General features: G+C 58.9%; 32 protein-coding genes. 18 read left to right on the top strand and 14 right to left on the bottom strand.

Annotated features, from left to right (window positions below; translation table 11 throughout):
• Positions 1-261 precede the first annotated feature (261 nt).
• On the top strand, positions 262-837 hold the full coding sequence (parS, locus tag MEB48_RS28065) for a type II RES/Xre toxin-antitoxin system antitoxin (protein ID WP_237886974.1): 576 nt from the start codon (positions 262-264) through the stop codon (positions 835-837).
• Positions 837-1334, top strand: coding sequence for an RES family NAD+ phosphorylase (locus MEB48_RS28060; protein WP_237886973.1), 498 nt, complete (start codon positions 837-839; stop codon positions 1332-1334). The genes parS and MEB48_RS28060 overlap by 1 nt, the downstream gene beginning before the upstream one ends.
• Before the next feature lie 27 nt (positions 1335-1361).
• Here MEB48_RS28060 and MEB48_RS28055 read toward each other — a convergent pair whose 3' ends face one another.
• The 3 genes from MEB48_RS28055 to ggt all read right to left on the bottom strand — a co-directional run bounded on the left by MEB48_RS28055 (position 1362) and on the right by ggt (position 4888).
• Positions 1362-2384, bottom strand: coding sequence for a helix-turn-helix transcriptional regulator (locus MEB48_RS28055; protein ID WP_237886972.1), 1023 nt, complete (start codon positions 2382-2384; stop codon positions 1362-1364).
• 106 nt (positions 2385-2490) lie between these two features.
• Complete coding sequence (locus MEB48_RS28050; protein ID WP_237886971.1) at positions 2491-3024, bottom strand: cysteine hydrolase family protein; 534 nt, start codon at positions 3022-3024, stop codon at positions 2491-2493.
• Between the two features lie 136 nt (positions 3025-3160).
• Complete coding sequence (gene ggt, locus MEB48_RS28045; RefSeq protein ID WP_217857134.1) at positions 3161-4888, bottom strand: gamma-glutamyltransferase; 1728 nt, start codon at positions 4886-4888, stop codon at positions 3161-3163.
• 151 nt (positions 4889-5039) lie between these two features.
• Between ggt and MEB48_RS28040 the strand changes: the two genes are divergently transcribed.
• Positions 5040-5555 carry a methylated-DNA--[protein]-cysteine S-methyltransferase gene (locus MEB48_RS28040; protein ID WP_237886975.1) on the top strand — a complete coding sequence of 172 codons (516 nt, stop codon included), beginning with the start codon at positions 5040-5042 and terminating at the stop codon, positions 5553-5555.
• 176 nt (positions 5556-5731) lie between these two features.
• Here MEB48_RS28040 and MEB48_RS28035 read toward each other — a convergent pair whose 3' ends face one another.
• Entirely contained in the window at positions 5732-6325 is a 594-nt protein-coding gene (locus tag MEB48_RS28035; protein WP_237886970.1) for an NUDIX domain-containing protein, read from the bottom strand.
• 153 nt (positions 6326-6478) lie between these two features.
• Here MEB48_RS28035 and MEB48_RS28030 point away from each other — a divergent pair, with 153 nt between their 5' ends.
• Entirely contained in the window at positions 6479-6901 is a 423-nt protein-coding gene (locus tag MEB48_RS28030; RefSeq protein WP_237886969.1) for a GNAT family N-acetyltransferase, read from the top strand.
• Positions 6902-7051: 150 nt separating this feature from the next.
• Here MEB48_RS28030 and MEB48_RS28020 read toward each other — a convergent pair whose 3' ends face one another.
• Positions 7052-7402, bottom strand: coding sequence for a hypothetical protein (locus MEB48_RS28020; protein ID WP_237886968.1), 351 nt, complete (start codon positions 7400-7402; stop codon positions 7052-7054).
• A gap of 162 nt (positions 7403-7564) precedes the next feature.
• Between MEB48_RS28020 and MEB48_RS28015 the strand changes: the two genes are divergently transcribed.
• From MEB48_RS28015 to MEB48_RS28005, 3 genes are read left to right on the top strand one after another with little or no spacing between them, the layout of a single operon-like run.
• The gene (locus MEB48_RS28015) at positions 7565-7819 is read left to right on the top strand and encodes a hypothetical protein (RefSeq protein WP_237886967.1); all 255 of its coding nucleotides are present in this window, start codon (positions 7565-7567) and stop codon (positions 7817-7819) included.
• A 2-nt stretch (positions 7820-7821) separates the two neighbouring features.
• Positions 7822-8151 (top strand): DUF6388 family protein, encoded by a 330-nt coding sequence (locus MEB48_RS28010; protein ID WP_237886966.1) that lies wholly within the window; start codon positions 7822-7824, stop codon positions 8149-8151.
• A 34-nt stretch (positions 8152-8185) separates the two neighbouring features.
• On the top strand, positions 8186-8890 hold the full coding sequence (locus MEB48_RS28005; protein ID WP_237886965.1) for a YoaK family protein: 705 nt from the start codon (positions 8186-8188) through the stop codon (positions 8888-8890).
• Positions 8891-8972: 82 nt separating this feature from the next.
• On the opposite strand, the gene MEB48_RS28000 is transcribed toward MEB48_RS28005, so the two are convergent.
• On the bottom strand, positions 8973-9116 hold the full coding sequence (locus MEB48_RS28000) for a hypothetical protein (RefSeq protein WP_237886964.1): 144 nt from the start codon (positions 9114-9116) through the stop codon (positions 8973-8975).
• On the opposite strand from MEB48_RS28000, the gene tusD reads away from it, so the two are divergent.
• The 6 genes from tusD to MEB48_RS27970 all read left to right on the top strand — a co-directional run bounded on the left by tusD (position 9115) and on the right by MEB48_RS27970 (position 12589).
• Positions 9115-9507, top strand: coding sequence for a sulfurtransferase complex subunit TusD (tusD, locus tag MEB48_RS27995; RefSeq protein ID WP_237886963.1), 393 nt, complete (start codon positions 9115-9117; stop codon positions 9505-9507). The two genes, MEB48_RS28000 and tusD, sit on opposite strands and share 2 nt — an antisense overlap.
• Position 9508: 1 nt before the next feature.
• A complete protein-coding gene (gene tusC / locus MEB48_RS27990; protein WP_237886962.1) occupies positions 9509-9871 on the top strand; it encodes a sulfurtransferase complex subunit TusC in 363 nt (120 codons plus the stop codon).
• The gene (tusB, locus tag MEB48_RS27985; protein WP_237886961.1) at positions 9871-10164 is read left to right on the top strand and encodes a sulfurtransferase complex subunit TusB; all 294 of its coding nucleotides are present in this window, start codon (positions 9871-9873) and stop codon (positions 10162-10164) included. The genes tusC and tusB overlap by 1 nt, the downstream gene beginning before the upstream one ends.
• Positions 10161-10496 (top strand): TusE/DsrC/DsvC family sulfur relay protein, encoded by a 336-nt coding sequence (locus MEB48_RS27980; protein ID WP_048396941.1) that lies wholly within the window; start codon positions 10161-10163, stop codon positions 10494-10496. The genes tusB and MEB48_RS27980 overlap by 4 nt, the downstream gene beginning before the upstream one ends.
• Positions 10493-11494, top strand: coding sequence for a glycosyl transferase family protein (locus MEB48_RS27975; RefSeq protein WP_237886960.1), 1002 nt, complete (start codon positions 10493-10495; stop codon positions 11492-11494). The genes MEB48_RS27980 and MEB48_RS27975 overlap by 4 nt, the downstream gene beginning before the upstream one ends.
• A gap of 90 nt (positions 11495-11584) precedes the next feature.
• The gene (locus tag MEB48_RS27970) at positions 11585-12589 is read left to right on the top strand and encodes a glutathione S-transferase family protein (protein ID WP_237886959.1); all 1005 of its coding nucleotides are present in this window, start codon (positions 11585-11587) and stop codon (positions 12587-12589) included.
• Between the two features lie 52 nt (positions 12590-12641).
• Here the strand turns inward: MEB48_RS27970 and cysG are convergent, their stop codons facing one another.
• The 6 genes from cysG to MEB48_RS27940 form a co-directional block, all read right to left on the bottom strand.
• Positions 12642-14036, bottom strand: a complete 1395-nt coding sequence (cysG, locus tag MEB48_RS27965; RefSeq protein ID WP_237886958.1) for a siroheme synthase CysG — start codon at positions 14034-14036, stop codon at positions 12642-12644.
• Entirely contained in the window at positions 14037-15317 is a 1281-nt protein-coding gene (gene serS, locus MEB48_RS27960) for a serine--tRNA ligase (protein WP_237886957.1), read from the bottom strand. It lies immediately after the preceding gene.
• A gap of 15 nt (positions 15318-15332) precedes the next feature.
• Complete coding sequence (gene crcB, locus MEB48_RS27955) at positions 15333-15707, bottom strand: fluoride efflux transporter CrcB (protein WP_237886956.1); 375 nt, start codon at positions 15705-15707, stop codon at positions 15333-15335.
• Positions 15707-17029, bottom strand: a complete 1323-nt coding sequence (locus MEB48_RS27950) for a replication-associated recombination protein A (RefSeq protein ID WP_237886955.1) — start codon at positions 17027-17029, stop codon at positions 15707-15709. Before MEB48_RS27950 ends, crcB begins: the two co-directional genes overlap by 1 nt.
• Before the next feature lie 139 nt (positions 17030-17168).
• Positions 17169-17792, bottom strand: a complete 624-nt coding sequence (gene lolA / locus MEB48_RS27945) for an outer membrane lipoprotein chaperone LolA (protein WP_237886954.1) — start codon at positions 17790-17792, stop codon at positions 17169-17171.
• Positions 17793-17860: 68 nt separating this feature from the next.
• Positions 17861-20266 carry a DNA translocase FtsK gene (locus MEB48_RS27940; protein ID WP_237886953.1) on the bottom strand — a complete coding sequence of 802 codons (2406 nt, stop codon included), beginning with the start codon at positions 20264-20266 and terminating at the stop codon, positions 17861-17863.
• A 306-nt stretch (positions 20267-20572) separates the two neighbouring features.
• Here MEB48_RS27940 and trxB point away from each other — a divergent pair, with 306 nt between their 5' ends.
• From trxB to infA, 4 genes are all read left to right on the top strand, one after another.
• A complete protein-coding gene (gene trxB, locus MEB48_RS27935) occupies positions 20573-21532 on the top strand; it encodes a thioredoxin-disulfide reductase (RefSeq protein WP_237886952.1) in 960 nt (319 codons plus the stop codon).
• 68 nt (positions 21533-21600) lie between these two features.
• Positions 21601-22281, top strand: coding sequence for a leucyl/phenylalanyl-tRNA--protein transferase (gene aat, locus MEB48_RS27930; protein WP_237886951.1), 681 nt, complete (start codon positions 21601-21603; stop codon positions 22279-22281).
• Between the two features lie 55 nt (positions 22282-22336).
• Positions 22337-23044 carry an arginyltransferase gene (locus MEB48_RS27925; protein WP_095053175.1) on the top strand — a complete coding sequence of 236 codons (708 nt, stop codon included), beginning with the start codon at positions 22337-22339 and terminating at the stop codon, positions 23042-23044.
• Between the two features lie 100 nt (positions 23045-23144).
• Entirely contained in the window at positions 23145-23363 is a 219-nt protein-coding gene (gene infA, locus MEB48_RS27920; protein ID WP_002553999.1) for a translation initiation factor IF-1, read from the top strand.
• Positions 23364-23596: 233 nt separating this feature from the next.
• On the opposite strand, the gene clpA is transcribed toward infA, so the two are convergent.
• Together clpA and clpS are read right to left on the bottom strand one after the other, a co-directional pair.
• A complete protein-coding gene (clpA, locus tag MEB48_RS27915; RefSeq protein WP_030130932.1) occupies positions 23597-25867 on the bottom strand; it encodes an ATP-dependent Clp protease ATP-binding subunit ClpA in 2271 nt (756 codons plus the stop codon).
• Positions 25868-25897: 30 nt separating this feature from the next.
• Positions 25898-26281 carry an ATP-dependent Clp protease adapter ClpS gene (gene clpS, locus MEB48_RS27910; RefSeq protein ID WP_030130931.1) on the bottom strand — a complete coding sequence of 128 codons (384 nt, stop codon included), beginning with the start codon at positions 26279-26281 and terminating at the stop codon, positions 25898-25900.
• 233 nt (positions 26282-26514) lie between these two features.
• On the opposite strand from clpS, the gene MEB48_RS27905 reads away from it, so the two are divergent.
• Complete coding sequence (locus MEB48_RS27905) at positions 26515-26796, top strand: cold shock domain-containing protein (RefSeq protein ID WP_123358425.1); 282 nt, start codon at positions 26515-26517, stop codon at positions 26794-26796.
• The last annotated feature ends 145 nt before the right edge of the window (positions 26797-26941 follow it).

Here is a 26941-nt window from a genome sequence, read left to right as displayed (position 1 = left end):
ACCATCGCCGTTGCCACACAGCCTCGAATAACCTGCCGCCAGCCCTTTTTGAAGAGCGGGCGGCCTAATACTCCTACAGAGCGGTCCAAAAAAACTGGACCACAACAGGCTTGCCCGCGAAGGCGTCAGGTCTGGCACACCGCGTTATCGTTCTTCGCGGGCAAGCCTCGCTCCTACAGGGGATGCGTTGTAGCTGGATTAGGTCTTTTCTGCCATTTGGCACTATAGTTTATGCCAGATGACAGAACGGCGGAGGCTGCCATGAGCGCCAAGAAAAAAGATGTTGTAGTCGACGAGGCTGTCAAAGATGCCAGCCCAAAAAGAAAGGTCAAACCACGCGAATCCAATGTTGCCGTAACCGTCTTGAGTAATGGCGAGCGTGCGGTGAAGGCGACAATGCCGGGGTCGAGTCGCGTGCCCCCAATGGTTGCGGTCTTGCTTTCTGGAAAAAATAGCGATGATCGTATGGAGATTTACAGGGCCGTTAAAAACGGTTTCCCGCTGCAGTCGGTGCTCGATATGATCGAAAACAGCGAGGTGTATAAGCAACGCGGCGTGCTGTCGAAAATCGTTGGTGCATCTGATCGCACGCTAGCGCGGCGGTTGAAAACGCCCAATGAAGCGTTGACCGCGGAGCAAAGCACGCGAGCGCTCAACTATGCAGAGGTCTTGGAAAAGGCAACGGAGGTGCTGGGTTCGCGTGAGCTTGCCGAGCAGTGGATGGTCAAACCTGCGCGGGGTCTGGATGGTGAAACTCCCATCGACCTGATTTCAAATTCGGTCGGGTATGAGTTGGTGACTGACTTTCTGACGCGCATTGAGTACGGGGTCTATTGATGGCTAAAGACCCTTTGAGCAGTGAGATTCACTTCTGGCGCCTTGATCCTGCTGAGCATGCCCCCACCTGGAATTCGGGTGTAGGGGCTGAAAAAGTCGGTGGGCGCTGGAACCCTAAAGGTATGGCCACGGTTTATGCAGCCCTGGATGCCTCTACGGCCATCCTTGAAGTTGCGGTGCATAAAAATTTCGACGCGCTGGATTGCAAGCCCCATCGTCTTACGCAGGCCCGAGTGCTGAACCCGTCCAGGATTTATGTGGTGCAGCCCGACAGCATTGCAAACTCTAATTGGCTGGTACCGGGTACCCCAAGTCGCAGCCAGCAACAGTTCGGTGCGGACCTGTTAAGTGTGTACCCCTTTGTGCTGGTCCCTTCTAGTGTCTCGCCGCATAGCTGGAATTTGTTGATGAACCCGCAATTGGCTAATGGGTTGTACGAGTTGGTGTTGCAAGAGCCTTTTGCCCTTGATGGGCGGCTGAATAAGCCTTCGCCATAAAGATGCCTTCGCGGGCAAGCCTCGCTCCTACAAGGGACGTGTCGTATCCGAGGCCGAGGTCGCTGAGCGCAGCACAGAACCCAACTCCACCTTGCTCTTCACGCCCAGTTGCAGGTAACAGTTGCGCAGATAGGTGCGCACTGTCGCAGGACTCAACTCCAGGATTTTTGCAATCTCCTTGTAGGAATGACCGGCGGCAAACAGCATCGCTGCCGTTCGCTCACGTGGCGCAAGCACTGCCCCGCGCGACTGCGCTTCGAGCGACAGGATGACGTGCTCGGCGTTGGGGTTCAGTGTCAGGGCGCAGCGGCCCAGGCGCATGACGCAGGGTGCCTTTTGCAGTTGCGCGATCACCGGCGCGGGAAGCGTTGAACCGTTCCAGCCGGGTAACTCACGTTCAATGGCTGCACACAGCGTTGCCCCCACGTACAGCAAGCTGCCGTCCATGCGCGCGACGCCAAAGTCAGACGCCCCGTTGCCCGTGTCAAAACGGATCATGTCCTGCACCTGGAATCGCCACAGCTGCAACAAGTGGTCGCAGAAGGCCGAAAACAGATCGGCCTCGCTGTCATTGAAAGCCGAGGCCTCAATGCCTCGATAGAGACAGACGAAGAACATCAAACCGCTTTCGGGTAACTCGAAGGTGATGCACATCAGGTAGTAAAGGTCGTGGCGCCGAGCGAACACGTTCACTTCTTCATTGGGGTCGGTGAAGCCGCTGTCGCGCAAGACCTCACCGGGTTGACTCATGGTGTCATGGGAGAATTTGTCGTTGCGCGCACAGGCGTGCCACTCGGCGGCAAACGACTCGGGCAGATTGATTCGCCCGTGCATCCAGTTTCTGGGCGAAACATCGACACCTGACGCAGACATCTCACCCCACCAGGCCGAAGCGAAGGGTACCAATTGGCTGAATGCCTGCAGGCCGTCGGTGATGAACCGGGATGCACCGCGATCTCGGGCAAGACGCCCCAGGTGCAATACGCAGAGATTGAATGCCTGCAATGTTGCCATCGACACCTTGGCGCCGACCTCATCACCCTCCTCCATCGTTCTGATCCCGTTCGCTACATGGCGTATTGTTTTTTTGACCATGCCATAGGCGCAGCGATTGCGTCCAGCACCAGGCTCGCTCGCCACGGCGCTGACGGGGTTTTCAGACTTTGATTTCGCTGGCCGCCATCACATCGATCCGCGCCACGGAACCGGTCAGGTGCGCCAGATCCTTGTTGTGTTCAGCGATGATGTCTTCGGCGCTCATCGTGCCGTTGTCGACAGTGGAATGGGCGTCGGCCACCAGCACGACGTCGTAGCCCAATTGATGCGCCTGGCGAACGGTGGCGTTGACGCAGTAGTCGGTTTGCAGGCCGCAGATGATCAGGCGGGCGGCGTCCAGTTCTTGCAGCTGTTCATGCAAGTGGGTCTGGTAGAACGAATCCGGAGTGGTTTTACGCAGCCGCAGGTCTTGGGTTGAAGTTTTCAGACCGTCGGCCAGTTGCCAGCCTTCGCCGCCGTATTGCAGCAAGTCGCCCTCTTCTTCGTGCTGGATCAGGATGACCGGGATGTCGGCGGCTCGGGCTCTGGTGCTGAGATCGTTGATGGTGTCGATGACGCGCTGGATGTCGAAGCATTCATACTCGCCGGTGCACAGCGCGCGTTGGACATCAATGATCAGGAGTGCGGTGCTCATGGCTTCCTTCCTTAGAGAGGTCGGTAAAACGATGGATTTCAACTCCCTTTCTGGCCTGTAACAGCTGTTGAGGCTGCGTTCGAGAATCGGGAATCAGGGCCACCCGGGGAGTTCAGGTGGCCGGTGATCACCTGTTTTAGTAACCGAGTGACAACCCGGTATTACGCCGTGGATCGTTCGCTCCATAAAAGCGGTTTTTGCCCACTGGCTTGCCTTCCAGCGAAGGCGCACCTACCAGAATAGCTGCGATATGGTTCGGGTCCTGCGGGCCGGCAAATTTATGCCCCCAGCTTTCGAGCATTTTCTTGGTGTCCGGGCTGGTGGCGAAGTTCTCCAGGTTGGTTTCTTCCGGCAACCACTGCTGGTGGAAACGCGGCGCATCCACCGCTTCCTGGATGTTCATGCCGTAGTCGATCACGTTGAGGATGGTCAGCAGGGTGGCGGTGATGATGCGGCTGCCACCGGGAGTGCCGACGACCATGACAACTTTGCCGTCCTTGGTGACGATGGTCGGGCTCATGGACGACAGCGGTGCCTTGCCGGGGGCGATGGCGTTGGCTTCGCCCTGCACCAGACCGTACATGTTCGGCACGCCGATTTTCGAGGTGAAGTCGTCCATTTCATCGTTGAGGATGACCCCGGTTTTGCTCGCCATGACGCCGGCGCCGAACCAGTCGTTGAGGGTGTAGGTCACCGACACCGCATTGCCCCATTTGTCGACGATCGAGTAATGGGTGGTGTTGCTGCCTTCATGAGGCGCTACGCCGGGTTTGATCTCGCGGGATACGCCGGCCTTCTGCGGGTCGATGACTTCACGGATCTTGGTCGCGTAGTTTTTATCCAACAAATGGGCGATCGGATTTTTCACGAAGTCCGGGTCGCCGAGGTAGCTGTTGCGGTCCACGTACGCGTGGCGCATCGCTTCGATCTGGTAGTGCATCGCCTGAGCCGAGCGGAAGCCCAAGTCTTTCATCGGGTAGCCGTCGAGGATGTTCATGATCTCGCAGATCACCACGCCACCGGAGCTTGGCGGTGGCGCCGAGACCACGTGATAGCCACGGTAATCGCACTCGATCGGCGCCAGTTCGCGGGTCTGGTATTTGTCGAGGTCGGCCTGGGTGATGATGCCCTTGTTGGCCTGACTGGAGGTGACGATGGCGTCGGCCACCCAGCCTTTATAAAAACCGTCGGCGCCCTTCTCGGAAATTTCCCGCAGGGTTTTGCTCAAGTCTTTTTGTACGAGTTTCTGGCCGACCTGCATCGGCTCGCCGTTGCTCAGGAAGATCGAGCCCGAGTCGCGCATGTCTTTCTTGAAGACGTCGGTGGCGTACTCCAGCAAATCGACATCGCCCTGCTCCAGCACAAAGCCGTCTTCGGCAAGCTTGATCGCCGGGGCGATCACTTCCTTGCGGGGTTTGGTACCGTATTTTTTCAGAGCCAGTTCCATGCCCGAGACGGTGCCTGGCACGCCAACGGCAAGATGGCCGCGGGTGCTCAGCTCCGGGATGACGTTGCCCTCTTTGTCGAGGTACATGTCGGGGGTGGCGGCCAGCGGGGCTTTTTCACGGAAATCGAGGAAGGTCTTGCGCCCGTCCGCCAATTGAATCGTCATGAAACCGCCGCCGCCCAGGTTACCCGCCGCGGGGTACACCACCGCCAGCGCATAACCTACCGCAACGGCGGCATCGACGGCGTTGCCGCCATTCTTGAGCACATCGACGCCGACATGGCTGGCCAGATGCTGAGCGGTGACGACCATGCCGTTTTCGGCCGCGACCGGGGCGACGGAGGCCGCGTGGGCCGTCAGGCAACTCAGCGCCAATGTGGTTGCCACGAGCGATTTGGTAAAAGGTTCGAACTTCATGAGTCGGTCTCTTTTTGTTTTTAGGCTCTGTCAAAAACAGAGGGAACGGTTCAAGAGCAGTTGGCAAGTATGGCTGGGATTGCGTATTGCGCCTCCCCGACGAGGCAGTATGCTGAGTCCCCTGTTCAGCACTTTTACGGAGTCCGCCGGCATGTCCTACACCTTCACCACCCTGGCGTCTCCGGTCGGCGAATTGAAACTGGTGGCGAAAGGCGCACGACTGGCGGCCATCCTCTGGGAAAACGACAAACCGGGCCGGGTAAGGCTGGGGCCGATGACTGAAGCGGCGGACAACCCGATCCTGGTGCGCACCGCACAGCAGTTGCAGGAATACTTCGCCGGCACGCGTAACCGTTTCGAGCTGGAACTGGATTTTGCCGGGACGGACTTTCAGCAGAAAGTGTGGCAGGCGTTACTGACCATTCCGTTTGGCGAGACTCGCAGCTACAGCGAGATTGCCCGGCAGATCGGCAATCCCAGTGCGGTTCGTGCGGTGGGGGCGGCTAATGGCAAGAATCCGATTTCGATTGTCGCGCCGTGTCATCGGGTGATTGGTGCGTCGGGGAAACTGACGGGGTTTGCCGGTGGGCTTGAGGCTAAGGAACGGCTGCTGACGCTGGAAGGTTGTGCATGGTCCGGGGCCGCCAGGATGGATGACTTGTTTTGAGCTAATGAGCCCTTGTGGCGAGGGAGCTTGCTCCCGCTCCAGTGCGTAGCGCTGGCAAATCTTCGACAAGGGCGTTTCACGCCCGGCGTCGGAGCGCCGCCCGGAGCAAGCTCGCTCGCCACAGAACGCACAGTTTCAACAAGAATTGTGAAATTGACGTAAACCCCGGAGCCAGCTCAAACCTCTTCGAAGATGTTTTTCATCGCCGCATACTGCAGCAGCATGATGGTCTTGGCATCGCAGATTTCCCCGCGATAAAACGCCGCCAGTGCGTCATCGAACTTCCACTCCAGCACTTCCAGTTCTTCAGTTTCTTCTTCCAGCCCGCCGCCATCGCTAACCTTCGAAGAGGCGTCGTACTCGGCCACAAAAAAATGCAGCTTCTCAGTCACCGAACCAGGGCTCATGTAGGCCTCGAAAACCTTCTGCACATGGTGGACGCGATAGCCGGTTTCCTCTTCGGCCTCAGCACGAATGCGCTCTTCAGGCGCAGCACCTTCCAACAGCCCCGCCGCCACTTCAATCAGCAAACCATCGTGGCCGTTGACGAACACCGGCAAGCGAAACTGGCGGGTCAGTACGACGGTTTTCTTCTTGCGATTGAACAACAGAATCGCCGCGCCGTTACCCCGGTCGTAGACCTCGCGAGTCTGACGCTGCCAGTGGCCGTTGTTGCGCAAGTAATCGAAGGTGATTTTCTTCAGCAGATACCAGTCGTGGGACAGCACCCGGGACTCGATGATGTTGACCCGCTCGGCTGTGTTCGACATGACAATCCATCCTTATGTTCGTCAGAAAGCGTCCATGTTAGGCGAAAAAAGAAAAGCCTCGAAACCACGATCGACGGATTTCTCAAATTCCGGGGGATAGAACAATCGCCGCGACCGGGATAGGCTGCGTTCATTGCCATAAGGATGTAGCTCATGACTCTGCGAATCGAACTGTCGAAAAATGCCACTCAGGAAGAACGCGAGGCGATCCTCACACCGCTGCGTGCCTACAACGCTTCAAAGGCTGGAACCACGGTGTCAGAGCAGATTGCTTTGCTGGTACGCAATGACAGCGACGAGATTCTCGGCGGGCTTTATGGCCGAGTGTTTTACCAGTGGTTTTTCATCGAATTGTTGTCGGTGCCGGAGCAGGCCCGGGGACAAGGGATGGGCTCGAAGCTGATGCAGATGGCCGAAGACCTGGCGCGGGAAAAGGAATGTATCGGGATCTGGCTGGACACCTTCGACTTCCAGGCGCCGGAGTTCTACAAGAAACACGGCTACAGCGAGTTGGGGCACATCGCCGACTACCCGCCGGGCCACAAGCGCTTCTTTTTTCAGAAGCGTTTGGGCTGATTAAAACGCAAAACCCTGTGGGAGCGGGCTTGCTCGCGAATGCGGTGTGTCAGTCAACATTGATGGCGACTGACACTCCCTCTTCGCGAGCAAGCCCGCTCCCACATTGGAATGGCGCCGGCCGTCTGGGGATTGCGCCTCCAAATTGGCTCAGAGACAGGTCGCCAATGCCGCCAATCGGCGCTTGGCGACAAAATCGTCGTGCTGGGCGTAATAGCTCAACGCGGTACCCGAGGCATCGGCGGTCACGTCCACGAAGGACTCGGCCGAACGGGTGTAGACCGTGGAGCCGCCCTTCTTGCCAGGCTGCAAATACGCGCCCGCATCGACGCCGAACACCGCCTCATCCTGCCAGGCAAATTGCACGCACTGGGCGACGATTTTTTCCGGTTTGTCCGAGCTCAGGGTTTTGTACGGGGTTTTGCTGCGGGCGTCATTCATCGCCGATCCGGCGCAGCCCGCCAGCAAGGTTGCGGCCAGCGCCACCATCAGAATTCGCATTGCGTTCGCTCATCAGGAAAAAGCGGACTGTATCACCGCGGCGCGGCGTATCGTTCTGCTTTACTTCATTTATACCGCGACACCGCGCAACGATTCGCGCACCCTGTCGCGCCATTTACGCCGCATCGCCCATTTTTCCGGGCTCATTTTTCTGGAAGCGCCATGACACCCAACGCCGAGTTCTACAAACCATCCACCGACTACGCCGACAAGCTGATCAGCCAGATTGGTCAGACGCCGTCCTGGATCGCCAAGCGAATTGGCGTCACCGACAAGCGGATTCGTTACATTCTCGAGGGCGAAAGAACCGTCAAAGGCGAAACCACACCGATTCAGATGACCTACCCCGAGCAGTTTGCTTTGGAGTGTCTGGCCGCGGCCGCCAAGGCGAGCAAAAAGCAATCTTCCAAGGAGTGACCATGGCGGCAACCGAACAGCAACACGAGCAGGCGCTGAAAAAGTTTCTCGATGAGCGCCCTGAACTGCGCGTCGAACTGGACAACCTGAATCCACTGTTGGCCCAGGCCAAGGGCGAAACAGTGGCGCAGTACCGCGACGAACGCTTGCATGAAGCGTTCGAAGCCGAGGCTGAGCGCCTGGGTTTGTTTGCCTGGGAGCTAACGCTGCAACTGACCGCCGCCACGCCAGAGGATTACCAGGCTCAACGCCTGGAGGTGCACAAGGAAGTCGCGGAGATGGCCGGGATGGACTGGCTGGAGTATTGCGAGTTATATGGGTTAACCAAATAGTCATCGCTGCTCAAGCTCAAGGAAGTCTTCGTCGATGCTGCCTTCGCCCTCAAGTACCCGGGTCACTCCGGGGCATTTACATACCCATAAATGGCGCGGGCGCATCGGCCTGTCGCTGGTCGCCAGTTTGTCGGTGCTCGCCGGCATGACCGATGCCATTGGCTTCATGGCCAGCGGCGACTTCGTGTCCTTCATGAGCGGTAACACCACTCGTCTGGCCGTGGCGATCAGCGATGGCGACCTCGGGTTGACCTTGCGCCTGATAATCCTCGTGGCCACATTCGTCGCTGGCAACGCTTTGGGCATTGTCGTCAGCCGTTTCGGTGGTCGTCGGGCATTGCCATTGATGCTGTGCATTGCCACCCTGCTTTGCGGCGCCGCGGCCTGGCCTTACGAGACGCAATTGCCAGCGTTGCTGGCGGCGATTGTCGCCATGGGCATGCTCAATGCCGCCGTGGAAGAGGTGAACGGCCTGCCGGTTGGCCTGACCTATGTCACCGGCGCGCTGTCGCGGTTCGGCCGTGGGCTGGGGCGGTGGATGCTGGGCGAGCGGCGCAATGGCTGGCGGGTGCAATTGATTCCTTGGACCGGAATGTTTGCCGGCGCGGTGATTGGCGCGGTGCTGGAACATCATCTGGGGCTCAAGGCACTGTTTGTCAGCGGACTGCTGGCGGGGATGCTGGGATTGCTGTCGTTGAAGATTCCACGGCGTTGGCAGTTGGGTTATATGCCACGCTGATAAGGTGATCAGATCCTGAATTTATGTTGCCGGGGATTCCGTCTTCGCGAGCAAGCCCGCTCCCACACTCGATGTCTGTCGATCACAAAATCGTGATCCGCCGCAGATCCAGTGTGGGAGCGGGCTTGCTCGCGAAGGTGGCGACTCGCTCTTCAGGTAAACGCCCTTCGCCGCCCCGCCGATAAAGCTTTATCATGGCCGCAGTTTTGCTGATCGAGTCCGTCATGAAATTCGCCATTGCGCTGTTTTCCGCCGCCCATGCGCCCTCCTCGCGCCGTGCCTTGTTGTTCGCCCAGGCCGCGTTGGCCGGCGGGCATGAGATTGTCCGGCTGTTTTTCTATCAGGATGGCGTCTACAACGCGTCCGGCAGCGTGGTCACGCCTCAGGACGAGCAGGATTTGCCCAAGCAATGGCGCAACTTTGTCACTGAGCATCAACTCGATGGCGTGGTCTGCATCGCCGCCGCCCTGCGCCGTGGGGTATTGAACGAGGAAGAAGCCCAGCGTTATCAGCGTGCAGCGGCAGCGGTAGGCGCGCCATGGGAATTGTCCGGCCTCGGCCAGTTACATGACGCGGTGCAAGACGCTGACCGCTTGATCTGTTTCGGAGGCGCGTGAGATGGCTAAATCCTTGCTGATTATCAGCCGTCAGGCGCCGTGGTCCGGGCCGAATGCGCGAGAAGCGCTGGACATTGTGCTGGCCGGCGGTGCCTTCGATCTGCCGATTGGCCTGCTGTTTCTCGATGACGGCGTGTTCCAGCTCGCCGCGAAACAGGACGCCAAAGCCTTGCAACAGAAAGACCTGAGCGCCAACCTGCAAGCCTTGCCGATGTTTGGTGTCGAAGACCTGTTCGTGTGTGCTGAAAGCGCCGTGGCCCGTGGTCTGGACCCCAAAGGTCTGTCGCTTGAAGAGGCCCAGGTGCTGGCCGCCCAGGAAATCACCGCCCTTATTGACCGTTACGACCAGGTGATCACCCTCTGATGTCGACTTTGCATGTGTTGTCTCATTCCCCTTTTGGCGACGACCGCCTGAGCAGTTGCCTGCGCGTGATTGGCGCCGACGATGCGCTGCTGCTGAGTGGCGATGCGGCTTATGCCTTGCAGCCAGGCACCGCACCATTCAGCACGCTGCAGGCCCGCAACCTGAAACTGTTCGTGCTGGCCGAAGATGCTCAAGCACGGGCTCTGCAAGTCCCGGATTGGGCCAAGGCGATTGATTATCCGGCCTTCGTCGAGCTGTCGATTCACTACGACAAGGTCAACAGCTGGCTATGAAATCCCTGACGGTCGGCGCACGCGCCATTGAACTGGACAAGGACGGTTTCCTGGTCGAACTGAGCGACTGGTCTGCCGAAGTGGCCGCCGCCCTCGCCGCTGCCGAAGACATTGAGTTGAGCCCGGAACACTGGGAGATCCTCGAACTGCTGCGCAGTTTCTACGACGAATTCCAGCTGTCCCCGGCGACTCGCCCGCTGATCAAGTACACCGCATTGAAACTCGGCCCCGACAAGGGCAACAGCCTGCACCTGAACCGACTGTTCAAAGGCACCCCTGCCAAACTCGCCGCGAAACTGGCGGGCCTGCCCAAACCGACGAATTGCTTATGACCGACTATCCAGCACTGACCCTCGAAACGCCCGCCGAGCACCCGTTCGCCCAGTTCGTACGGATCCTTGGCAAAGGTAAACGCGGCGCCCGCGACTTGACTCGGGAAGAGGCCCGCCAAGCCATGGGTATGGTGCTCGATGAAGAGGTCGAGGACACCCAGCTCGGCGCCTTCCTGATGCTGTTGCGGCACAAGGAAGAAAGCGCCGAGGAAATGGCCGGGTTCACCGAAGCCTTGCGTGAGCGCCTGAATCCACCGGCGCTGGCGGTCGATCTGGACTGGCCGACGTACGCCGGCAAGAAGCGTCACCTGCCGTGGTATCTGCTGGCGGCCAAGTGTCTGGCACAGAACGGCGTGCGCATCTTCATGCATGGCGGCGGCGCGCACACGGCGGGCCGGCTGTACAGCGAACAACTGCTCGAAACGCTGAGCATTCCACTGTGTCGCAACTGGCAGCAGGTCGGCACTGCGCTCGATCAGGGTGGTCTGGCGTTCATGCCATTGGTGGACTGGGCCTCGCAACTTCAACGAATGATCGATCTGCGCAATACCTTGGGCCTGCGCTCGCCGATCCATTCCCTGGCGCGGATTCTCAACCCGCTGGGCGCTCGTTGCGGCCTGCAAAGCATTTTCCACCCCGGCTATCAGGCCGTGCATCGCGATGCCAGCGGTTTGCTGGGCGACACCGCCATTGTGATCAAGGGTGATGGCGGCGAAATCGAGATCAATCCGGATGCCGACAGTCACCTGTATGGCACCACCGGCGGCGAAAGCTGGGATGAAGAATGGCCGCAGCTATCGACCCAGCGCCACGTCAAACCGGCCAGCCTCGATCCAGAGCATTTAAAAGCAGTGTGGCGTGGCGACGTGGTCGACAGCTATCCGCAAATGGCACTGATCTCTACCATGGCCCTGGCGTTGCGCGGCCTCGGCCAAACCCGCGAGCAAGCGTTCGAAACCGCTCAGCAATATTGGGATGCGCGGGATAGATCGATTTAACCGATCATAACTGTCCAACCTTTGCGCTTTTTGTTCGAACCTATGCGCATAGACTCCTCTCCAACGCTTATCGGTTGAGGAGTTTTGAACATGGGTTTGTTAGTCGAAGGCCGCTGGCAAGATCAGTGGTATGAAAGCAAGGACGGCACGTTCCAGCGTGAACAGGCGCAGCGTCGCAACTGGCTGACCGCCGACGGCAAGCCAGGCCCGACCGGCGTCGGTGGTTTTGCCGCCGAGGCCGGTCGCTATCATCTCTATGTGTCTCTCGCCTGCCCGTGGGCCCATCGCACGCTGATCCTGCGCAAACTCAAAGGTCTGGAAAGCCTGATCGATGTGTCGGTGGTCAGTTGGTTGATGCTGGAAAACGGCTGGACCTTTGATAAAAATCGGGGCTCGACCGGCGACAAGCTCGATCACTTCAATTTTCTGCACCAGCGCTACACCACCGATACCGCCAACTACACCGGCCGCGTCACTGTGCCGGTGCTCTGGGACAAACAGACGAATCGCATCGTCAACAATGAATCGGCGGAAATCATCCGCATGTTCAACAGCGCTTTTGATGAGCTGACCGGCAATGACCTGGATTTCTACCCGGCGCCCTTGCGGGCCGAGATTGATGCGCTGAATGAACGGATTTATCCAGCGGTGAATAACGGCGTCTATCGCGCAGGGTTTGCCACGTCGCAGCAGGCATATGAAGAAGCGTTCGATGAGTTGTTTGGTGAGCTGGATCGGCTGGAGCAATTGCTGGGCGCGAATCGTTATCTGACAGGTGAATACCTGACGGAAGCGGATATACGGCTATTCACTACGATGATTCGCTTCGATGCGGTGTATTTCGGGCACTTCAAATGCAATCTGCGGCGGATTGCCGATTATCCGAATCTGTCGAACTGGCTACGGGAGATTTATCAGTGGCCGGGGATAGCCGAGACGGTGAGTTTTGAGCACATCAAGAATCACTACTACGGTAGCCACAAGACCATCAATCCGACCGGGATCGTGCCTAAAGGACCGGCGCAGGATTTCACTGCGGCTCATGATCGGGCGCGGTTGAAGGGGAAAGGGGTTTGGCGCAAAGCTGAGGTCTGATGATCGTTCCCACGCGGAGCGTGGGAACGATCAAATGGAGGCGACTCGGTGTTCAGACCTGCGCCTGAGCCCCTTCAAACCACGCCAGTTTCTCGCGCAGTTGCACCACTTCCCCAACGATCACCAGCGTCGGCGCATGCACTTCATGCTCCGCCACCAGCCGTGGAAGGTCGGCCAGGGTGCCGGTAAATACCCGCTGATTGACCGTGGTGCCCTGTTGGATCAACGCCGCCGGGGTATCAGCCGCGCGCCCGTGCTTGATCAACTGTTCGCAGATGATCGGCAAGCCCACCAACCCCATGTAAAACACCAGGGTTTGCGCCGGTGCGACCAGGTCGGCCCACGGCAAATCAGTGGAACCGTCCTTGAGGTGTCCGGTGACAAACCGCACCGACTGCGCGTAATCGCGGTGAGTCAGCGGAATCCCGGCATACGCCGCGCAACCACTGGCGGCAGTAATGCCCGGAACAACCTGAAACGGGATGCCATGGGCCGCCAATTCTTCGATCTCTTCACCGCCGCGCCCGAAGATAAACGGATCGCCGCCCTTCAAGCGCACCACGCGCTTGCCGGCCTTGGCCAGATCCACCAGATGCTGGTTGATCTGCTCCTGAGGCACGGCGTGATCGGCGCGGCGCTTGCCGACGTAGACTCGCTCGGCATCGCGACGGCACAAATCCAGAATCGCCGGCGCCACCAGACGGTCATACAGCACCACATCGGCCTGCTGCATCAGACGCAAGGCGCGGAAGGTCAATAAGTCGGGGTCACCCGGCCCGGCGCCCACCAGATAAACCTCACCGGTAGCGGCAGGTGCTTCACCAGCGATTTTCGCCAGCATCAAGCGCTCGGCCTCGGCGCCCTGCCCGGCCAGTTGCCGGTCAGCAATCGGGCCCTGAAATACATCCTCCCAGAACGCCCGGCGTTGCTGCACATCCGGAAACAGGCCTTTGACCTCATGGCGGAAACGCGCTGCCAGGCCGGCCAGTTGACCGTAGGTGGAAGGAATCCAGGTTTCCAGTTTGGCGCGGATCAACCGCGCCAGAACTGGCGCATCGCCGCCGCTGGACACCGCGACGATCAACGGAGAACGGTCGACGATCGCCGGGAAGATCACACTGCACAGGGCCGGCGCGTCCACCACGTTGACCGGCACGCAACGCCGATGAGCATCGGCGGAGACTTGCGCGTTCAGCGGTTCATCGTCGGTCGCGGCGATGATCAACCCGCAACCGTCCAGGTCCGCCTCGACGTAGCCACGCACCAGGCACTCGCCACCGCTGCCGACCACTAGCTCGCGCAGTTGCGGTTCGATTTCAGGTGCAACCACCCGCAGCAGCGCACCGGCTTCGGCCAGCAGGCGGGATTTGCGCAAGGCAATTTCCCCGCCGCCGACGACCAATACACGACTGCCGCGAAGGTTATGAAACAGCGGCAGATAGTCCATTTAGCCGATGACCTCAAGGCCACCCATGTACGGCTTGAGCACTTCAGGCACACGGATCGAACCGTCGGCCTGCTGGTAGTTCTCAAGCACCGCCACCAGGGTACGACCGACCGCCAGGCCGGAACCGTTCAGGGTATGAACCAGCTCAGGCTTCCCGGTTTCCGGATTGCGGAAACGCGCTTGCATGCGGCGGGCCTGGAAATCGCCGCAGTTGGAGCACGACGAAATCTCACGGTATTTGTCCTGGCTCGGAATCCACACTTCCAGGTCGTAGGTCTTGACCGCGCTGAAGCCCATGTCGCCGGTGCACAGCGCCAGGGTGCGATATGGCAGTTCCAGCAGTTGCAGGACTTTCTCGGCATTGGCGGTCAGGCCTTCCAGCGCTTCCATCGAGGTCGATGGCTCAACGATCTGGACCATCTCGACCTTGTCGAACTGGTGCTGACGAATCATGCCGCGAGTGTCGCGACCCGATGCACCGGCCTCGCTGCGGAAGCACGGCGTGTGCGCCACGAATTTGATCGGCAGCAGTTTCGAGTCGACGATTTCGCCAGCGACGATGTTGGTCAGCGACACTTCAGCGGTCGGGATCAGGTACAGATCGGCTTCGCCTTCGCGGCTGATCTTGAACAGGTCTTCTTCGAACTTCGGCAATTGACCGGTGCCCTGCAACGCAGGCGCCTGCACCAGGTACGGGGTGTAAGCCTCTTCGTAACCGTGTTCGTTGATGTGCAGGTTGATCATGAACTGTGCCAGCGCACGGTGCAGACGAGCGATCGGGCCACGCAGCAGGGCGAAACGGGCGCCGGACAGCTTGGCGGCGGTTTCGAAGTCCAGCCAGCCGAACTTCTCGCCCAGGGCTACGTGGTCCTGAACCGGGAAATCGAAGGCTTTAGGCGTGCCCCAGCGGCGCACTTCCACGTTGCCTTCTTCATCATCGCCAACCGGCACCGATTCGTGCGGCAGGTTCGGGATGCCCAGCAGGATCGAATCCAGCTCGGTCTGGATCGCGTCCAGCTCGGTTTTACCGGCGCTCAACTCACCCGCCATGCGTTCGACGTCCGCCATCAAAGGCGCGATGTCTTCGCCGCGCTGCTTGGCCTGACCGATGGATTTGGAGCGCGCGTTACGTTCAGCCTGCAGTGCTTCGGTGCGGGTCTGGACGGTCTTGCGCTGTTCTTCCAGCGCTTCGATGCGCGCAACATCCAGCGTGTAGCCACGGGATGCCAGGCGGTCCGCTACGTCCTGAAGGTTGCTACGTAACAGTTTGGAATCGAGCATGTCGGTTTCTCGTTATCAAAGTTTGGTCAAGGACAGGCCGGCCCAGGTGGCGAGCAGCCCGCCGAATACGCTGATGGCCGCATAGCTCAGGGCCAGCGGCACCTGCCCGGTTTCCAGCAGGCGCACCGTATCCAGTGAAAAGGATGAAAAAGTCGTCAGCCCCCCGAGGAAGCCGACCATCAACCCGGCACGCACCGCAAACGGTACCTCCGGGCGAATCAAAAACAGACCGTATAGAACGCCGATCAGCAAACAGCCCACGATATTAACGGCCAGCGTCGCGGTATAGAAGTGCCGCGGCCAATTCGCGTTGATCCAGTTACCCGTGGCGAAGCGCAATAGCGTACCGGCGACACCGCCGACAGAAACGGCAACGATCAATGCAATCACTATTTTCTCCGCTGCCGAGGGCTTAGACGGTCAAGCTGCGCGAGGTGACTGAGCTTTTCGCCGATCTTCAGCTCCAGGCCGCGTGGCACTGGCTGATAAAACCGTTGCGGCTCGAGCTCGTCCGGGAAGTAGTCTTCGCCGGCGGCGTAGGCATCCGGTTCATCATGGGCGTAACGATATTCGTCGCCATAGCCCAATTGCTTCATCAATTTGGTCGGGGCATTACGCAGGTGCAGCGGCACTTCGAGCGAACCGTATTCGGTGGCGCTGCGCATCGCGGCTTTGAAACCCATGTACACCGCGTTGCTTTTCGGCGCGCAGGCCAGATACGTAATGGCCTGAGCCACCGCCAATTCACCTTCGGGACTGCCGAGGCGCTCCTGCACTTCCCACGCTGCCAGGCACAGGCTCAGGGCGCGAGGGTCGGCATTACCGATGTCTTCGCTGGCCATGCGCACCACGCGCCGGGCCAGATACAACGGGTCGCAACCACCGTCGATCATCCGCGCGAACCAATACAGCGCAGCATCGGGGTTGGAACCGCGCACCGATTTATGCAGCGCGGATATCTGGTCGTAGAAGGCCTCGCCGCCCTTGTCGAAGCGCCGACGGGTATCGCCGAGCAGACTTTGTAGCAGGTCGACACCGATTTCGCTGTTGTCTTCGGCCAGGTCCGAGGCGTTTTCCAGCAGATTGAGCAAACGCCGGCCATCGCCATCGGCGGCGGACAACAGCATCTGGAAACCTTCATCGCTGAGGGTCAGTTGCCGTTTGCCCAACCCACGCTCTTCGGTCAGCGCGCGATGCACCAGCTTGCGCAGGGCCGCTTCGTCGAGGCTTTTGAGCACATAGACACGCGCCCGGGACAGGAGCGCGTTATTGAGTTCGAACGAGGGGTTTTCCGTGGTCGCGCCGATGAAAATCAGCGTGCCGTCTTCAACGTACGGCAGGAATGCATCCTGCTGGGACTTGTTGAAGCGGTGCACTTCGTCGACGAACAGGATGGTGCGTTTGCCGTACTGCCCGGCCTGCTGTTTGGCGACTTCCACCGCCTGACGGATTTCCTTTACGCCGGCCAGCACCGCCGAAACCGTTTCGAAGTGCGCATCCGAGACTTCCGCGAGCAGTCGCGCCAAGGTGGTTTTACCCACCCCCGGCGGCCCCCAGAAAATCATCGAATGCAGGGCACCCTGCTCCAGAGCTTCGCGCAAAGGCTTGCCGCGAGCGAGCAGGTGTTCCTGACCGACGTACTCCTCCAGATTGGTCGCGCGCAGGCGTGCGGCCAAAGGTTGAGCAATCGGGGCGCTGCGAAACAGGTCCATCACTACTTATGAAACCTCACTGGGTCCTGAGCTTGGCATCGCAATCCTTGTAGGAGCGAGCTTGCTCGCGAAGAGGGAGTATCAGTCGACATCAATGTTTCAGATACACCGCCTTCGCGAGCATGCTCGCTCCTACAGTTTATTCCTGGATCACATCGGCACCCTTAGGGATGTCGAACTTGAATCTGGACGCAGGAATCGGCTCGTTGGCCTTCACGCCGGTGAACAGGATATTGGTGCGCTGACCGACGCTGTCAATCATCTGCATGTCATTGACCAGACCATTGCGGAACGACAAGCGCAGGCTGTCGAACAGGGTATCTTTGGTTTTCGGCTTCAGGGTGAAGTCGATCACGCCACCGGCTTCCTTGGCGCTGATGTCGAAGCTCTGGCTGATCTTGGACACGTCGCCCGACAGCAGCAATGCCGGGGTCTGGGTCAGGCGCTGATCAAGGGTCTTGATGGTGGCCTGCTCAAGGTCCGGATCCCACAACGTCACCTTCTTGCCGTCGGAGACCATCGTTTGTTCGGCCGGCGCGTTGGTGTGCCAGTAAAACAACCCAGGACGCTGCAAGGACATTTCACCCGCGGTTTCCTGCAACTGAGTGCCGCTGCCATCGAGGGTCAGCTGGGAGAAGCGCGCGGTCAGGGTCTGGGACTTTTCCAGCAGTTGAGTCAGACGCGCCACGTCCTTGTCATCGGCGTGGGCCGAGAGCGTGGTCAAAGCCAGTACCGGCAGCAACAGCATGCGGATAAGACGCATGGGAGTCCTCATAAACATTCGTGGGAGTGCGGGCGGCGTCTCAAGACACCGCCCCTTTCAAAACCGGATCAGTCGCGCACCGGGCCAGGGGCCAGGACTTCACGCGAACCGTTGGTGTTCATGGATGTCACGACCCCGGCCATTTCCATGGCTTCGATCATACGTGCCGCGCGGTTGTAGCCGATTTTCAGCTTGCGTTGAACCGCAGAGATGGACGCGCGACGGCTTTCCAGTACGAACTGCACCGCTTCGTCGTAGAGCGCATCGGTTTCGGCATCATCGTCACCGCCACCGCCGCCGTTTTCAAAGCCGCTACCGGCCTCTTCGACACCGGCAAGGATGTCATCGTTGTATTCCGGCGCGCCGCGCAGCTTCCAGGCTTCGACCACCCGGTGAACCTCGTCATCGGACACGAATGCGCCGTGAACACGAATCGGCAGGCTAGTGCCCGGCGGCATGTACAACATATCACCGTGGCCCAGCAGTTGTTCGGCGCCGCCCTGGTCGATGATGGTCCGCGAATCGATCTTGCTCGATACCTGGAACGCCATACGAGTCGGAATGTTCGCCTTGATCAGACCGGTGATCACGTCCACCGACGGCCGCTGGGTCGCGAGGATCAAGTGGATACCGGCCGCACGGGCCTTCTGGGCGATACGGGCGATCAGCTCTTCAACCTTCTTGCCGACGATCATCATCATGTCGGCGAATTCGTCGACGACCACGACAATGGTCGGCAGTTTTTGCAGCAGTGGAGCCTCGTCGTGGATGCTTTCGCGCTTGTACAGCGGATCGCTCAACGGCTCGCCGGCGTCCTGGGCTTCCTTGACCTTGGCGTTGAAGCCCGACAGGTTACGCACGCCCATCTTCGCCATCAGTTTGTAGCGCCGTTCCATCTCGGCGACGCTCCAGCGCAAGGCATTGGCGGCGTCCTTCATATCGGTGACCACCGGGCACAGCAGGTGCGGAATGCCTTCGTAGATCGACAGTTCGAGCATTTTCGGGTCGATCATGATCAGCTTGGCGTCTTCCGGGCCAGACTTGAACAGAATCGACAGGATCATCGCGTTCACACCCACCGACTTACCGGAACCGGTCGTACCGGCCACCAGCAAGTGCGGCATCTTCGCCAGGTCGGTGATGACCGGCTTGCCGCCGATATCATGCCCCAGGGCCAGGGTGACCGGGGACTTGAAGTTATCGTACTCGGGGGTCGACAAGACCTCGGAGAAGCGCACGATCTGCCGGTCTTCGTTAGGGATCTCGATACCGACCGTGGTCTTGCCCGGAATTACTTCCACGACACGCACACTGGTCACGGCCAGGGAACGGGCCAGGTCTTTCGCCAGGTTGGAGATGCGGCTGACTTTGACGCCGGCTGCTGGCTGGATTTCGTAACGGGTAATGACCGGGCCCGGGTGAATCGAGTCCACCGAGACTTCGACGCCGAATTCCTTGAGCTTGATTTCCAGCAAGTGGCCGACGGCCGCCAGGGATTCAGGCGAATAATTGAGTTGTTTCTTTTCCGCGGGGTCGAGAATCGAGATCGGTGGCAAGGTGCCTTCCACGGCGCTGTCGACGAATAACGGCGCCTGCTTCTCTTTTTCCACGCGTTTGCTGGGCGCTGCGGGTTTGGGCGGAGCCGGGGCAATCACCGGCGGCACCTGCTTCTCGCGCTCGGACATGTGCTTGCTCAGGGCCTGCTCGCGCTCGATCAGGCGCTCCTTGACCTTGGCCTGCTCGCGTTTGTCGGAGACTGTCGGTGCGACCACGTCATGCATGCGATCGTCGACTTCACGCAGTTGGGCGACCAGTTGTTTGCGTTCCATACGGGCCGTCCACCAGCGATTGGCCGCGCCTTGAAACAGTTCGAACAGATCCAGGGTGATCTTGCCGGTAACGTCCATCACCTTGAACCACGACAGATCGGTGAACACTGTCAGGCCGAACAGGAACAGCGCGATGAACAACAACGTGCTGCCCTGGATGTTCAGCGCGTTCCGGGCCAGATCGCCGAGGCTTTCGCCCAAAGCGCCACCTGCGCCGGCCGGCAGACCGGTCGCCGCATGGAAATGGATGTGGGCCAGCGCTGCACCCGACAGCACCAGAAACACCAGGCCGATCAGGCGCCAGGAGAACAGCCAGCCGCTCCACTCCCACGGCTCGTGGCGCTGGCGGAAGATCTGATAGGCCTTGACCGCCAGCAGCAACGGGAAAATGTAGGCGAAGTAACCCAGGACCATGAACAGGATGTCGGCACTGTAAGAGCCGGCAGGCCCGCCGAAGTTCTGCACATCGTCGATCTTGCTGTTATGGCTCCAGCCCGGATCGTCTTTGCCGTAGGTCAACAAAGCCATCATCAGGAACAGGCACAAAGCGCCGATGGCGATCAATGCACCTTCCTTGAGTCGGTAGTGCAATTGCTGGCGCCAGAGCGGGACCACTGTTTTAGGTGCTGCGGTGGATTTCTTCAAAACGCTTCTTTTCCTGCGCCCATGGCGCGTCCATCTGTTGAATGACTATAAAAACTGCCCAATCCAGGCAGGTAAAAAAGTTAACAGGCGCAACTGAGACTACTTTTAACACTGCGCCCCGGTTTTTCGAAATACGGCACGCACCGCTTTTTTGATACAAACACTGTTACAAGCAGGCATTGTACGGGTTTGTTCGCCCGATGCCATGCTTGAGACCCTTGGGTGCAGCATAGCCAACAGCACAGTACGCGCGGTCCAATTTGAGCATGCATTCTCTTTTGTGACAAAGGCTTATGAGGTGTTTTTATGAGTGAAGCGAAGCATTCCCGCCTGATCATTCTGGGTTCCGGCCCTGCCGGTTACAGCGCAGCCGTTTATGCCGCTCGCGCCAACCTCAAACCCGTTGTCATCACCGGCATACAGGCAGGTGGCCAGCTGACCACCACCGTCGAAGTCGACAACTGGCCCGGCGACGTCGAAGGCCTGACCGGCCCGGTACTGATGGAACGCATGCAGAAACATGCCGAACGCTTCGACACCGAGATCGTCTACGACCACATCCATACCGCCAAGTTGCAACAGCGCCCGTTCGAGCTCATCGGCGACAGCGGCACCTACACCTGTGATGCACTGATTATCGCCACCGGCGCTTCCGCGCAATATCTGGGGCTGCCATCGGAAGAAGCCTTTGCCGGCAAAGGGGTTTCGGCCTGCGCCACCTGCGATGGCTTCTTCTACCGTAACCAAGTGGTCGCAGTGGTCGGCGGCGGTAACACGGCCGTGGAGGAAGCGCTGTACCTGTCAAACATCGCCAAGGAAGTTCACCTGATTCACCGCCGCGACAAATTGCGCTCGGAGAAGATCCTCCAGGACAAGCTTTTCGAAAAAGCCGCCAATGGCAATATCCGGCTGCACTGGAACCAGAACCTGGACGAAGTACTGGGCGACGCCAGCGGCGTGACCGGTGCCCGCCTGCGGCACAGCCATACGGGCGAAACCAATGAGTTGTCGCTGGCCGGCGTATTCATCGCCATCGGCCACAAGCCCAATACCGACCTGTTCCAGGGCCAGCTGAAAATGCGTGACGGCTACCTGCTGGTCAAGGGCGGCAGCGAAGGTGACGCCACCGCTACCGACATTGAAGGCGTGTTCGCCGCCGGTGACGTGGCCGATCATATTTACCGCCAGGCGGTGACGTCCGCCGGGGCCGGCTGCATGGCCGCGCTGGACGCCGAGAAGTATCTCGATGACATCCCCACCGTTTGACGGTTAACCTCCTACAAGGCGGGCTCAACGGTCCGCCACCGCCCTCCCCTTCTGCAAGCCCGGATACCATGCTGACTTGGTTACAACGCAACACCCTGACCTTCCCGCCCCTGGAAAAAGCCATGCGCGACCCCAATGGGCTGCTGGCCGCGGGCGGCGATCTGTCTGCCGATCGTCTGATTCAAGCCTATCGTCACGGTTGCTTTCCGTGGTTCTCGGAGGGCCAGCCGATTCTCTGGTGGTCGCCGGATCCGCGCACGGTACTGTTTCCCGACGAACTGCACGTCTCCCGCAGCCTGAACAAACTGTTACGCCAACAACGCTATCAAGTGACCTTCGATCGGGATTTTCCCGCAGTCATCCGCGCCTGCGCCGCACCGCGCGAGTACGCTGACGGTACCTGGATCACCCAAGCGATGCAGGACGCCTACGTTGAATTGCACAAGCGCGGTTACGCCCATTCGGTGGAAGTCTGGGACAGTGGCATGCTGGTCGGCGGGCTCTACGGCCTGGCCATGGGGCAGCTGTTTTTCGGCGAATCGATGTTCAGTCGCGCCGACAACGCCTCCAAATATGGCTTTGCCACACTGGTGCGACATCTGAAAGACTCAGGTTTTGTGCTGATCGACTGCCAGATGCCTACCGATCATCTGCACAGTCTGGGCGCCCGAGCGATTCCCCGCCGCGAATTTGCCGGCTACCTTGCGCGGCACCTGGATCAACCCGACGGCGCTACCTGGGTTTGCTGAGCGACTTTTGCGTGCGTGGCTTACACTTATCAAAAGCTTATCCCGAGGGTTGATCATGACCGAGTTGGCGCGTTTGAAGTTCTATGCCACTCAGCCCCACTCTTGCAGTTATCTGCCCGAGGAGCAGGCCACGACGCTGTTCCTCGATCCTAGTCAGCCCATGGATGTGCACGTCTATGCAGATCTGTCGGAAATGGGCTTTCGCCGCAGTGGCGATCATCTCTACCGGCCCCATTGCCAGCATTGCAATGCGTGCGTACCGGCGCGCATTCCTGTGGCGCAATTTACGCCCAACCGTCAACAAAAACGCATTGTCAAACGCAATGCCGACCTGCAAGTGCGCCCGGCCAGACCAAAGTTCACCGAAGAGTACTTCGACCTCTATCAGCGCTATATCGAACAACGTCATGCCGATGGCGATATGTATCCGCCGAGCCGCGACCAGTTTTCGACCTTCCTGGTGCGCGACCTGCCGTTCTCCCGGTTCTACGAATTTCGTCTCGAAGGCCGCCTGCTGGCGGTTGCCGTCACCGACTTGCTGCCCAACGGCCTGTCGGCGGTCTATACCTTCTACGAGCCCGGCGAGGAGCGTCGCAGCCTGGGGCGTTACGCGATTCTCTGGCAGATTGCCGAAGCCCGACGCCTGGGGCTGGAAGCGGTCTACCTCGGCTACTGGATCAAAAACTGCAAAAAAATGAGCTACAAGACCCAATATCGCCCTATTGAACTGCTGATTAATCAGCGTTGGGTCATCCTGAGCTAGAACCCCTTGGCTTAAACCCCATTTTTCGGGCACAATGCACGCCGCTTTTGCCTGGCGCAGTTGCACCGGGCCATTCATTGGACACCGAGGGCTTTACTGCATGTCGAAAGAAGACAGCTTCGAAATGGAAGGCACTGTCGTCGACACCCTGCCCAACACCATGTTTCGTGTGGAGTTGGAAAATGGGCACGTCGTAACCGCGCATATCTCCGGCAAGATGCGCAAGAACTACATCCGTATTCTTACCGGCGACAAAGTGCGCGTCGAGCTGACGCCCTATGACTTGAGCAAAGGGCGCATCACCTACCGCGCTCGCTAATCAAGTCAATACAAAACGCCCGGCCATGCCGGGCGTTTTTGTTTGTGCGTGAATTAGCTACCGATCATTCCCACGCTCTGCGTGGGAATGCCTCAACGGACGCTCTGCGTTCGGCTTTTGAAGGGACGCGGAGCGTCCCGGGCTGCATTCCCACGCGGAGCGTTGGAACGATCAAATCGACCAGACAGCAAAAAGGCGCCAATCGGCGCCTTTTGCTTTGTTGCGGTTTAACGTCAGGCCATTTCAGCCGTGGTCTCGAACTCGAAGGTCAGCTCGCCGTCCTTGATGTCGATGTGTACCACACCGCCATGTTCGGCCAGTTCGCCAAAGAGAATCTCCTCCGCCAGCGGACGCTTGATCTTGTCCTGAATCAAGCGCGCCATTGGTCGAGCCCCCATTGCCGTGTCGTAACCACCGGCCGCCAGCCAGCTGCGAGCCGCGTCGGTGACTTCCAGCAACACACGCTTGTCTTCCAGTTGCGCCTGAAGCTCGGTAAGGAACTTGTCCACCACGCTTTTGATGACCTCATGACTGAGGCGACCAAACTGGATAATGGTGTCCAGACGGTTACGGAACTCTGGCGTGAAGCTCTTCTTGATCACTTCCATCGCATCGGACGAGTGGTCCTGATAGGTGAAACCGATCGAAGCACGCGCCGCAGTCTCGGCACCGGCGTTGGTCGTCATGATGACGATCACGTTACGGAAGTCCGCCTTGCGCCCGTTGTTATCGGTCAGCGTACCGTGATCCATGACCTGCAACAGCAGGTTGAAGACTTCCGGATGCGCCTTCTCGATTTCATCGAGCAACAGCACGCAGTGAGGCTGCTTGGTGATGGCTTCGGTCAGCAGACCGCCCTGATCGAACCCGACATAGCCTGGAGGCGCACCGATCAGACGCGATACGGTGTGGCGCTCCATGTACTCGGACATGTCGAAGCGAACCAGTTCGACCCCCAACGCCTTGGCCAGTTGCCGCGCGGCCTCGGTTTTACCAACACCGGTCGGCCCTGCGAACAGGAACGAACCGACGGGTTTGTCAGGCGACTTGAGGCCGGCACGGGACAGCTTGATCGCGGTCGACAGCGAGTCGATCGCCGCATCCTGGCCAAAAACGGTGAGCTTCAGGTCACGCTCAAGGTTGCGCAGCAGCTCTTTGTCGGAACTGGTGACGTGTTTCGGCGGAATTCGCGCGATTTTCGCAACGATGTCCTCGACCTGAGGCACTTCGATGCGTTTCACGCGTTTCTCGATCGGTTGCAGACGCTGATAGGCGCCCGCCTCGTCGATGACGTCGATGGCCTTGTCCGGCATGTGCCGGTCATTGATATAACGCGAGGCCAGTTCAGCAGCGGCGCGCAGGGCTTCATCGCTGTATTCGATGTTGTGGTGCGCTTCGAAACGCCCTTTCAGGCCACGCAGGATGCCAATGGTGTCTTCCACCGAAGGTTCCGACACATCGACCTTCTGGAATCGCCGAGCCAGAGCACGGTCCTTCTCGAAGATCCCGCGGAATTCCTGGAACGTGGTCGAACCGATGCAGCGAATGTCGCCCGAAGACAGCAATGGCTTGAGCAGGTTCGAAGCATCCATGACGCCACCGGACGCAGCGCCCGCACCAATGATGGTGTGGATTTCGTCGATGAACAAAATCGCCTGCGGACGTTTTTTCAGCTCATTGAGCAGCGCCTTGAAGCGCTTCTCGAAATCGCCACGGTATTTGGTCCCGGCCAGCAAGGCCCCCAGATCGAGGGAATACACCACGCTATTGGCCAGCAGGTCCGGCACCTGGTTGTCGACAATCCGTTTGGCCAGGCCTTCGGCAATCGCGGTTTTACCCACGCCCGCCTCGCCTACCAGCAACGGGTTGTTTTTGCGACGACGCGCGAGGATCTGCGCGACGCGCTCGACCTCCAGCTCACGGCCTACCAACGGATCGATACGCCCCTGGCGCGCGAGTTCGTTGAGGTTGCTGGCATAAGCATCCAGAGGATTGCCTGAAGAAGAAGACTCACCGCCCTCGTCGTCCTGCATATCTTGTTCACCTTCAGAGTGATCGCCATGCCCCGGCACTTTGGAAATGCCATGGGCGATGTAGTTGACGACATCGATGCGCGCAACGCTCTGCTGTTTCAGCAGAAACACTGCCTGACTCTCTTGCTCACTGAAGATTGCGACCAGTACGTTGGCACCAGTCACTTCGCGTTTGCCCGAGCTCTGTACGTGAAAGACAGCACGCTGCAATACACGCTGGAAGCCCAGGGTTGGCTGGGTTTCACGATCCTCGTCATGGAGAGGGATCAATGGCGTGGTGGAGTCGATGAACTCCTGCAGGTCATGCTTGAGTTTGTCGAGGTTTGCGCCGCAGGCACGCAAAACGGTGGCGGCAGCCTCATTATCCAATAGGGCCAGCAGCAGGTGCTCGACAGTCATGAATTCATGACGCTTCGAGCGAGCCTCCTTGAAGGCAAGATTGAGGGTGACTTCGAGCTCGCGGTTTAACATAGCTTCACCTCATACCCAAGTGGTCGGCGATTAACCGTCCTTCTCGATTTCACAGAGTAGCGGATGCTGGCTTTCCCTGGCGTACTGGTTGACCTGCATGGCCTTGGTCTCGGCGATGTCGCGGGTAAACACTCCACATACTGCCCGTCCTTCTGTGTGGACGGCCAGCATGACCTTGGTCGCCAGCTCGCGATTCAGGTTAAAAAACACCTCGAGCACTTCGACGACGAAATCCATCGGTGTGTAGTCATCATTAAACAAAACCACCTTATACATAGGCGGCGCCTGTAAAGCAGGCTTGGCCTCCTGAACAGCAATGCCTGCGGAATCGTCGTCGTGTACCTCCGGGTGATCTTTTTGGAGAGTCGGGCGATCCTGATTGAATGTTAGTCGAATCTGGCTGATTGCATGCATGGAAAGAAAGGTTCGTCAGTGGTTCGAAGACAATGGTGGGGGCGATCAGCAGCGTTTTCAACCACTACTGGCAGAACTGCTAGGTCACCTTGACTATCGGAAAATCGGTGTTACAAACAATAGAGCCCACAGTGGGTAAAAAAGGTCCGCGGAGTCAATCTATTTACAAGATCAGACTGCGGATTAACTGGATGATACTCCAGTGATGGAGTCTGTTGCAGAGGGATATGGGTATGGCTGTCGGTAAGGTGAAATGGTTCAACAATGCCAAGGGGTTCGGTTTCATTAACACCGACGCCAGAGAAGGTCGTGACGAGGATGGCAAGGACATCGATTTCTTTGCCCACTATTCAGCTATTGAAATGGACGGATACAAAACCCTCAAGGCTGGGCAAATTGTTAGCTTTGAGATCATCCAGGGCCCCAAAGGGCTGCATGCAGTAAAGATAGCCTCGGCCACCTCCCCGAACGAACAGAGCGCCACTGCCACCCGGCAAGAAACAGTGTCGAGCTGACGCAGCTCGTCATCCAGTATCGAGTAGGAGGCGGATTTACATCCGCCGTCCTCTCACACCACCGTACGTACGGTTCCGTATACGGCGGTTCAGGCTATGCGGCTAAGCCGGTTTATCGTATCCAGTATTGAGATCAACCCTAGCT

It is taken from the genome of Pseudomonas sp. PGPR40 (assembly GCF_022014505.1).
In the GTDB taxonomy this organism is placed as follows: domain Bacteria; phylum Pseudomonadota; class Gammaproteobacteria; order Pseudomonadales; family Pseudomonadaceae; genus Aquipseudomonas.
The sequence above is the reverse complement of the archived record's forward strand: the minus strand, read 5'-3'. Positions and strand labels throughout refer to the sequence as shown.

Excerpts from the sequence above, each read along its gene's own strand:
- parS (WP_237886974.1), top strand. The coding sequence starts at position 262 with ATGAGCGCCAAGAAAAAAGATGTTGTAGTCGACGAGGCTGTCAAAGAT.
- MEB48_RS28060 (WP_237886973.1), top strand. The coding sequence starts at position 837 with ATGGCTAAAGACCCTTTGAGCAGTGAGATTCACTTCTGGCGCCTTGAT.
- MEB48_RS28055 (WP_237886972.1), bottom strand. The coding sequence starts at position 2,384 with ATGGAGGAGGGTGATGAGGTCGGCGCCAAGGTGTCGATGGCAACATTG.
- MEB48_RS28050 (WP_237886971.1), bottom strand. The coding sequence starts at position 3,024 with ATGAGCACCGCACTCCTGATCATTGATGTCCAACGCGCGCTGTGCACC.
- ggt (WP_217857134.1), bottom strand. The coding sequence starts at position 4,888 with ATGAAGTTCGAACCTTTTACCAAATCGCTCGTGGCAACCACATTGGCG.
- MEB48_RS28040 (WP_237886975.1), top strand. The coding sequence starts at position 5,040 with ATGTCCTACACCTTCACCACCCTGGCGTCTCCGGTCGGCGAATTGAAA.
- MEB48_RS28035 (WP_237886970.1), bottom strand. The coding sequence starts at position 6,325 with ATGTCGAACACAGCCGAGCGGGTCAACATCATCGAGTCCCGGGTGCTG.
- MEB48_RS28030 (WP_237886969.1), top strand. The coding sequence starts at position 6,479 with ATGACTCTGCGAATCGAACTGTCGAAAAATGCCACTCAGGAAGAACGC.
- MEB48_RS28020 (WP_237886968.1), bottom strand. The coding sequence starts at position 7,402 with ATGCGAATTCTGATGGTGGCGCTGGCCGCAACCTTGCTGGCGGGCTGC.
- MEB48_RS28015 (WP_237886967.1), top strand. The coding sequence starts at position 7,565 with ATGACACCCAACGCCGAGTTCTACAAACCATCCACCGACTACGCCGAC.
- MEB48_RS28010 (WP_237886966.1), top strand. The coding sequence starts at position 7,822 with ATGGCGGCAACCGAACAGCAACACGAGCAGGCGCTGAAAAAGTTTCTC.
- MEB48_RS28005 (WP_237886965.1), top strand. The coding sequence starts at position 8,186 with ATGCTGCCTTCGCCCTCAAGTACCCGGGTCACTCCGGGGCATTTACAT.
- tusD (WP_237886963.1), top strand. The coding sequence starts at position 9,115 with ATGAAATTCGCCATTGCGCTGTTTTCCGCCGCCCATGCGCCCTCCTCG.
- MEB48_RS28000 (WP_237886964.1), bottom strand. The coding sequence starts at position 9,116 with ATGACGGACTCGATCAGCAAAACTGCGGCCATGATAAAGCTTTATCGG.
- tusC (WP_237886962.1), top strand. The coding sequence starts at position 9,509 with ATGGCTAAATCCTTGCTGATTATCAGCCGTCAGGCGCCGTGGTCCGGG.
- tusB (WP_237886961.1), top strand. The coding sequence starts at position 9,871 with ATGTCGACTTTGCATGTGTTGTCTCATTCCCCTTTTGGCGACGACCGC.
- MEB48_RS27980 (WP_048396941.1), top strand. The coding sequence starts at position 10,161 with ATGAAATCCCTGACGGTCGGCGCACGCGCCATTGAACTGGACAAGGAC.
- MEB48_RS27975 (WP_237886960.1), top strand. The coding sequence starts at position 10,493 with ATGACCGACTATCCAGCACTGACCCTCGAAACGCCCGCCGAGCACCCG.
- MEB48_RS27970 (WP_237886959.1), top strand. The coding sequence starts at position 11,585 with ATGGGTTTGTTAGTCGAAGGCCGCTGGCAAGATCAGTGGTATGAAAGC.
- cysG (WP_237886958.1), bottom strand. The coding sequence starts at position 14,036 with ATGGACTATCTGCCGCTGTTTCATAACCTTCGCGGCAGTCGTGTATTG.
- serS (WP_237886957.1), bottom strand. The coding sequence starts at position 15,317 with ATGCTCGATTCCAAACTGTTACGTAGCAACCTTCAGGACGTAGCGGAC.
- MEB48_RS27950 (WP_237886955.1), bottom strand. The coding sequence starts at position 17,029 with ATGGACCTGTTTCGCAGCGCCCCGATTGCTCAACCTTTGGCCGCACGC.
- lolA (WP_237886954.1), bottom strand. The coding sequence starts at position 17,792 with ATGCGTCTTATCCGCATGCTGTTGCTGCCGGTACTGGCTTTGACCACG.
- trxB (WP_237886952.1), top strand. The coding sequence starts at position 20,573 with ATGAGTGAAGCGAAGCATTCCCGCCTGATCATTCTGGGTTCCGGCCCT.
- aat (WP_237886951.1), top strand. The coding sequence starts at position 21,601 with ATGCTGACTTGGTTACAACGCAACACCCTGACCTTCCCGCCCCTGGAA.
- MEB48_RS27925 (WP_095053175.1), top strand. The coding sequence starts at position 22,337 with ATGACCGAGTTGGCGCGTTTGAAGTTCTATGCCACTCAGCCCCACTCT.
- infA (WP_002553999.1), top strand. The coding sequence starts at position 23,145 with ATGTCGAAAGAAGACAGCTTCGAAATGGAAGGCACTGTCGTCGACACC.
- clpA (WP_030130932.1), bottom strand. The coding sequence starts at position 25,867 with ATGTTAAACCGCGAGCTCGAAGTCACCCTCAATCTTGCCTTCAAGGAG.
- clpS (WP_030130931.1), bottom strand. The coding sequence starts at position 26,281 with ATGCATGCAATCAGCCAGATTCGACTAACATTCAATCAGGATCGCCCG.
- MEB48_RS27905 (WP_123358425.1), top strand. The coding sequence starts at position 26,515 with ATGGCTGTCGGTAAGGTGAAATGGTTCAACAATGCCAAGGGGTTCGGT.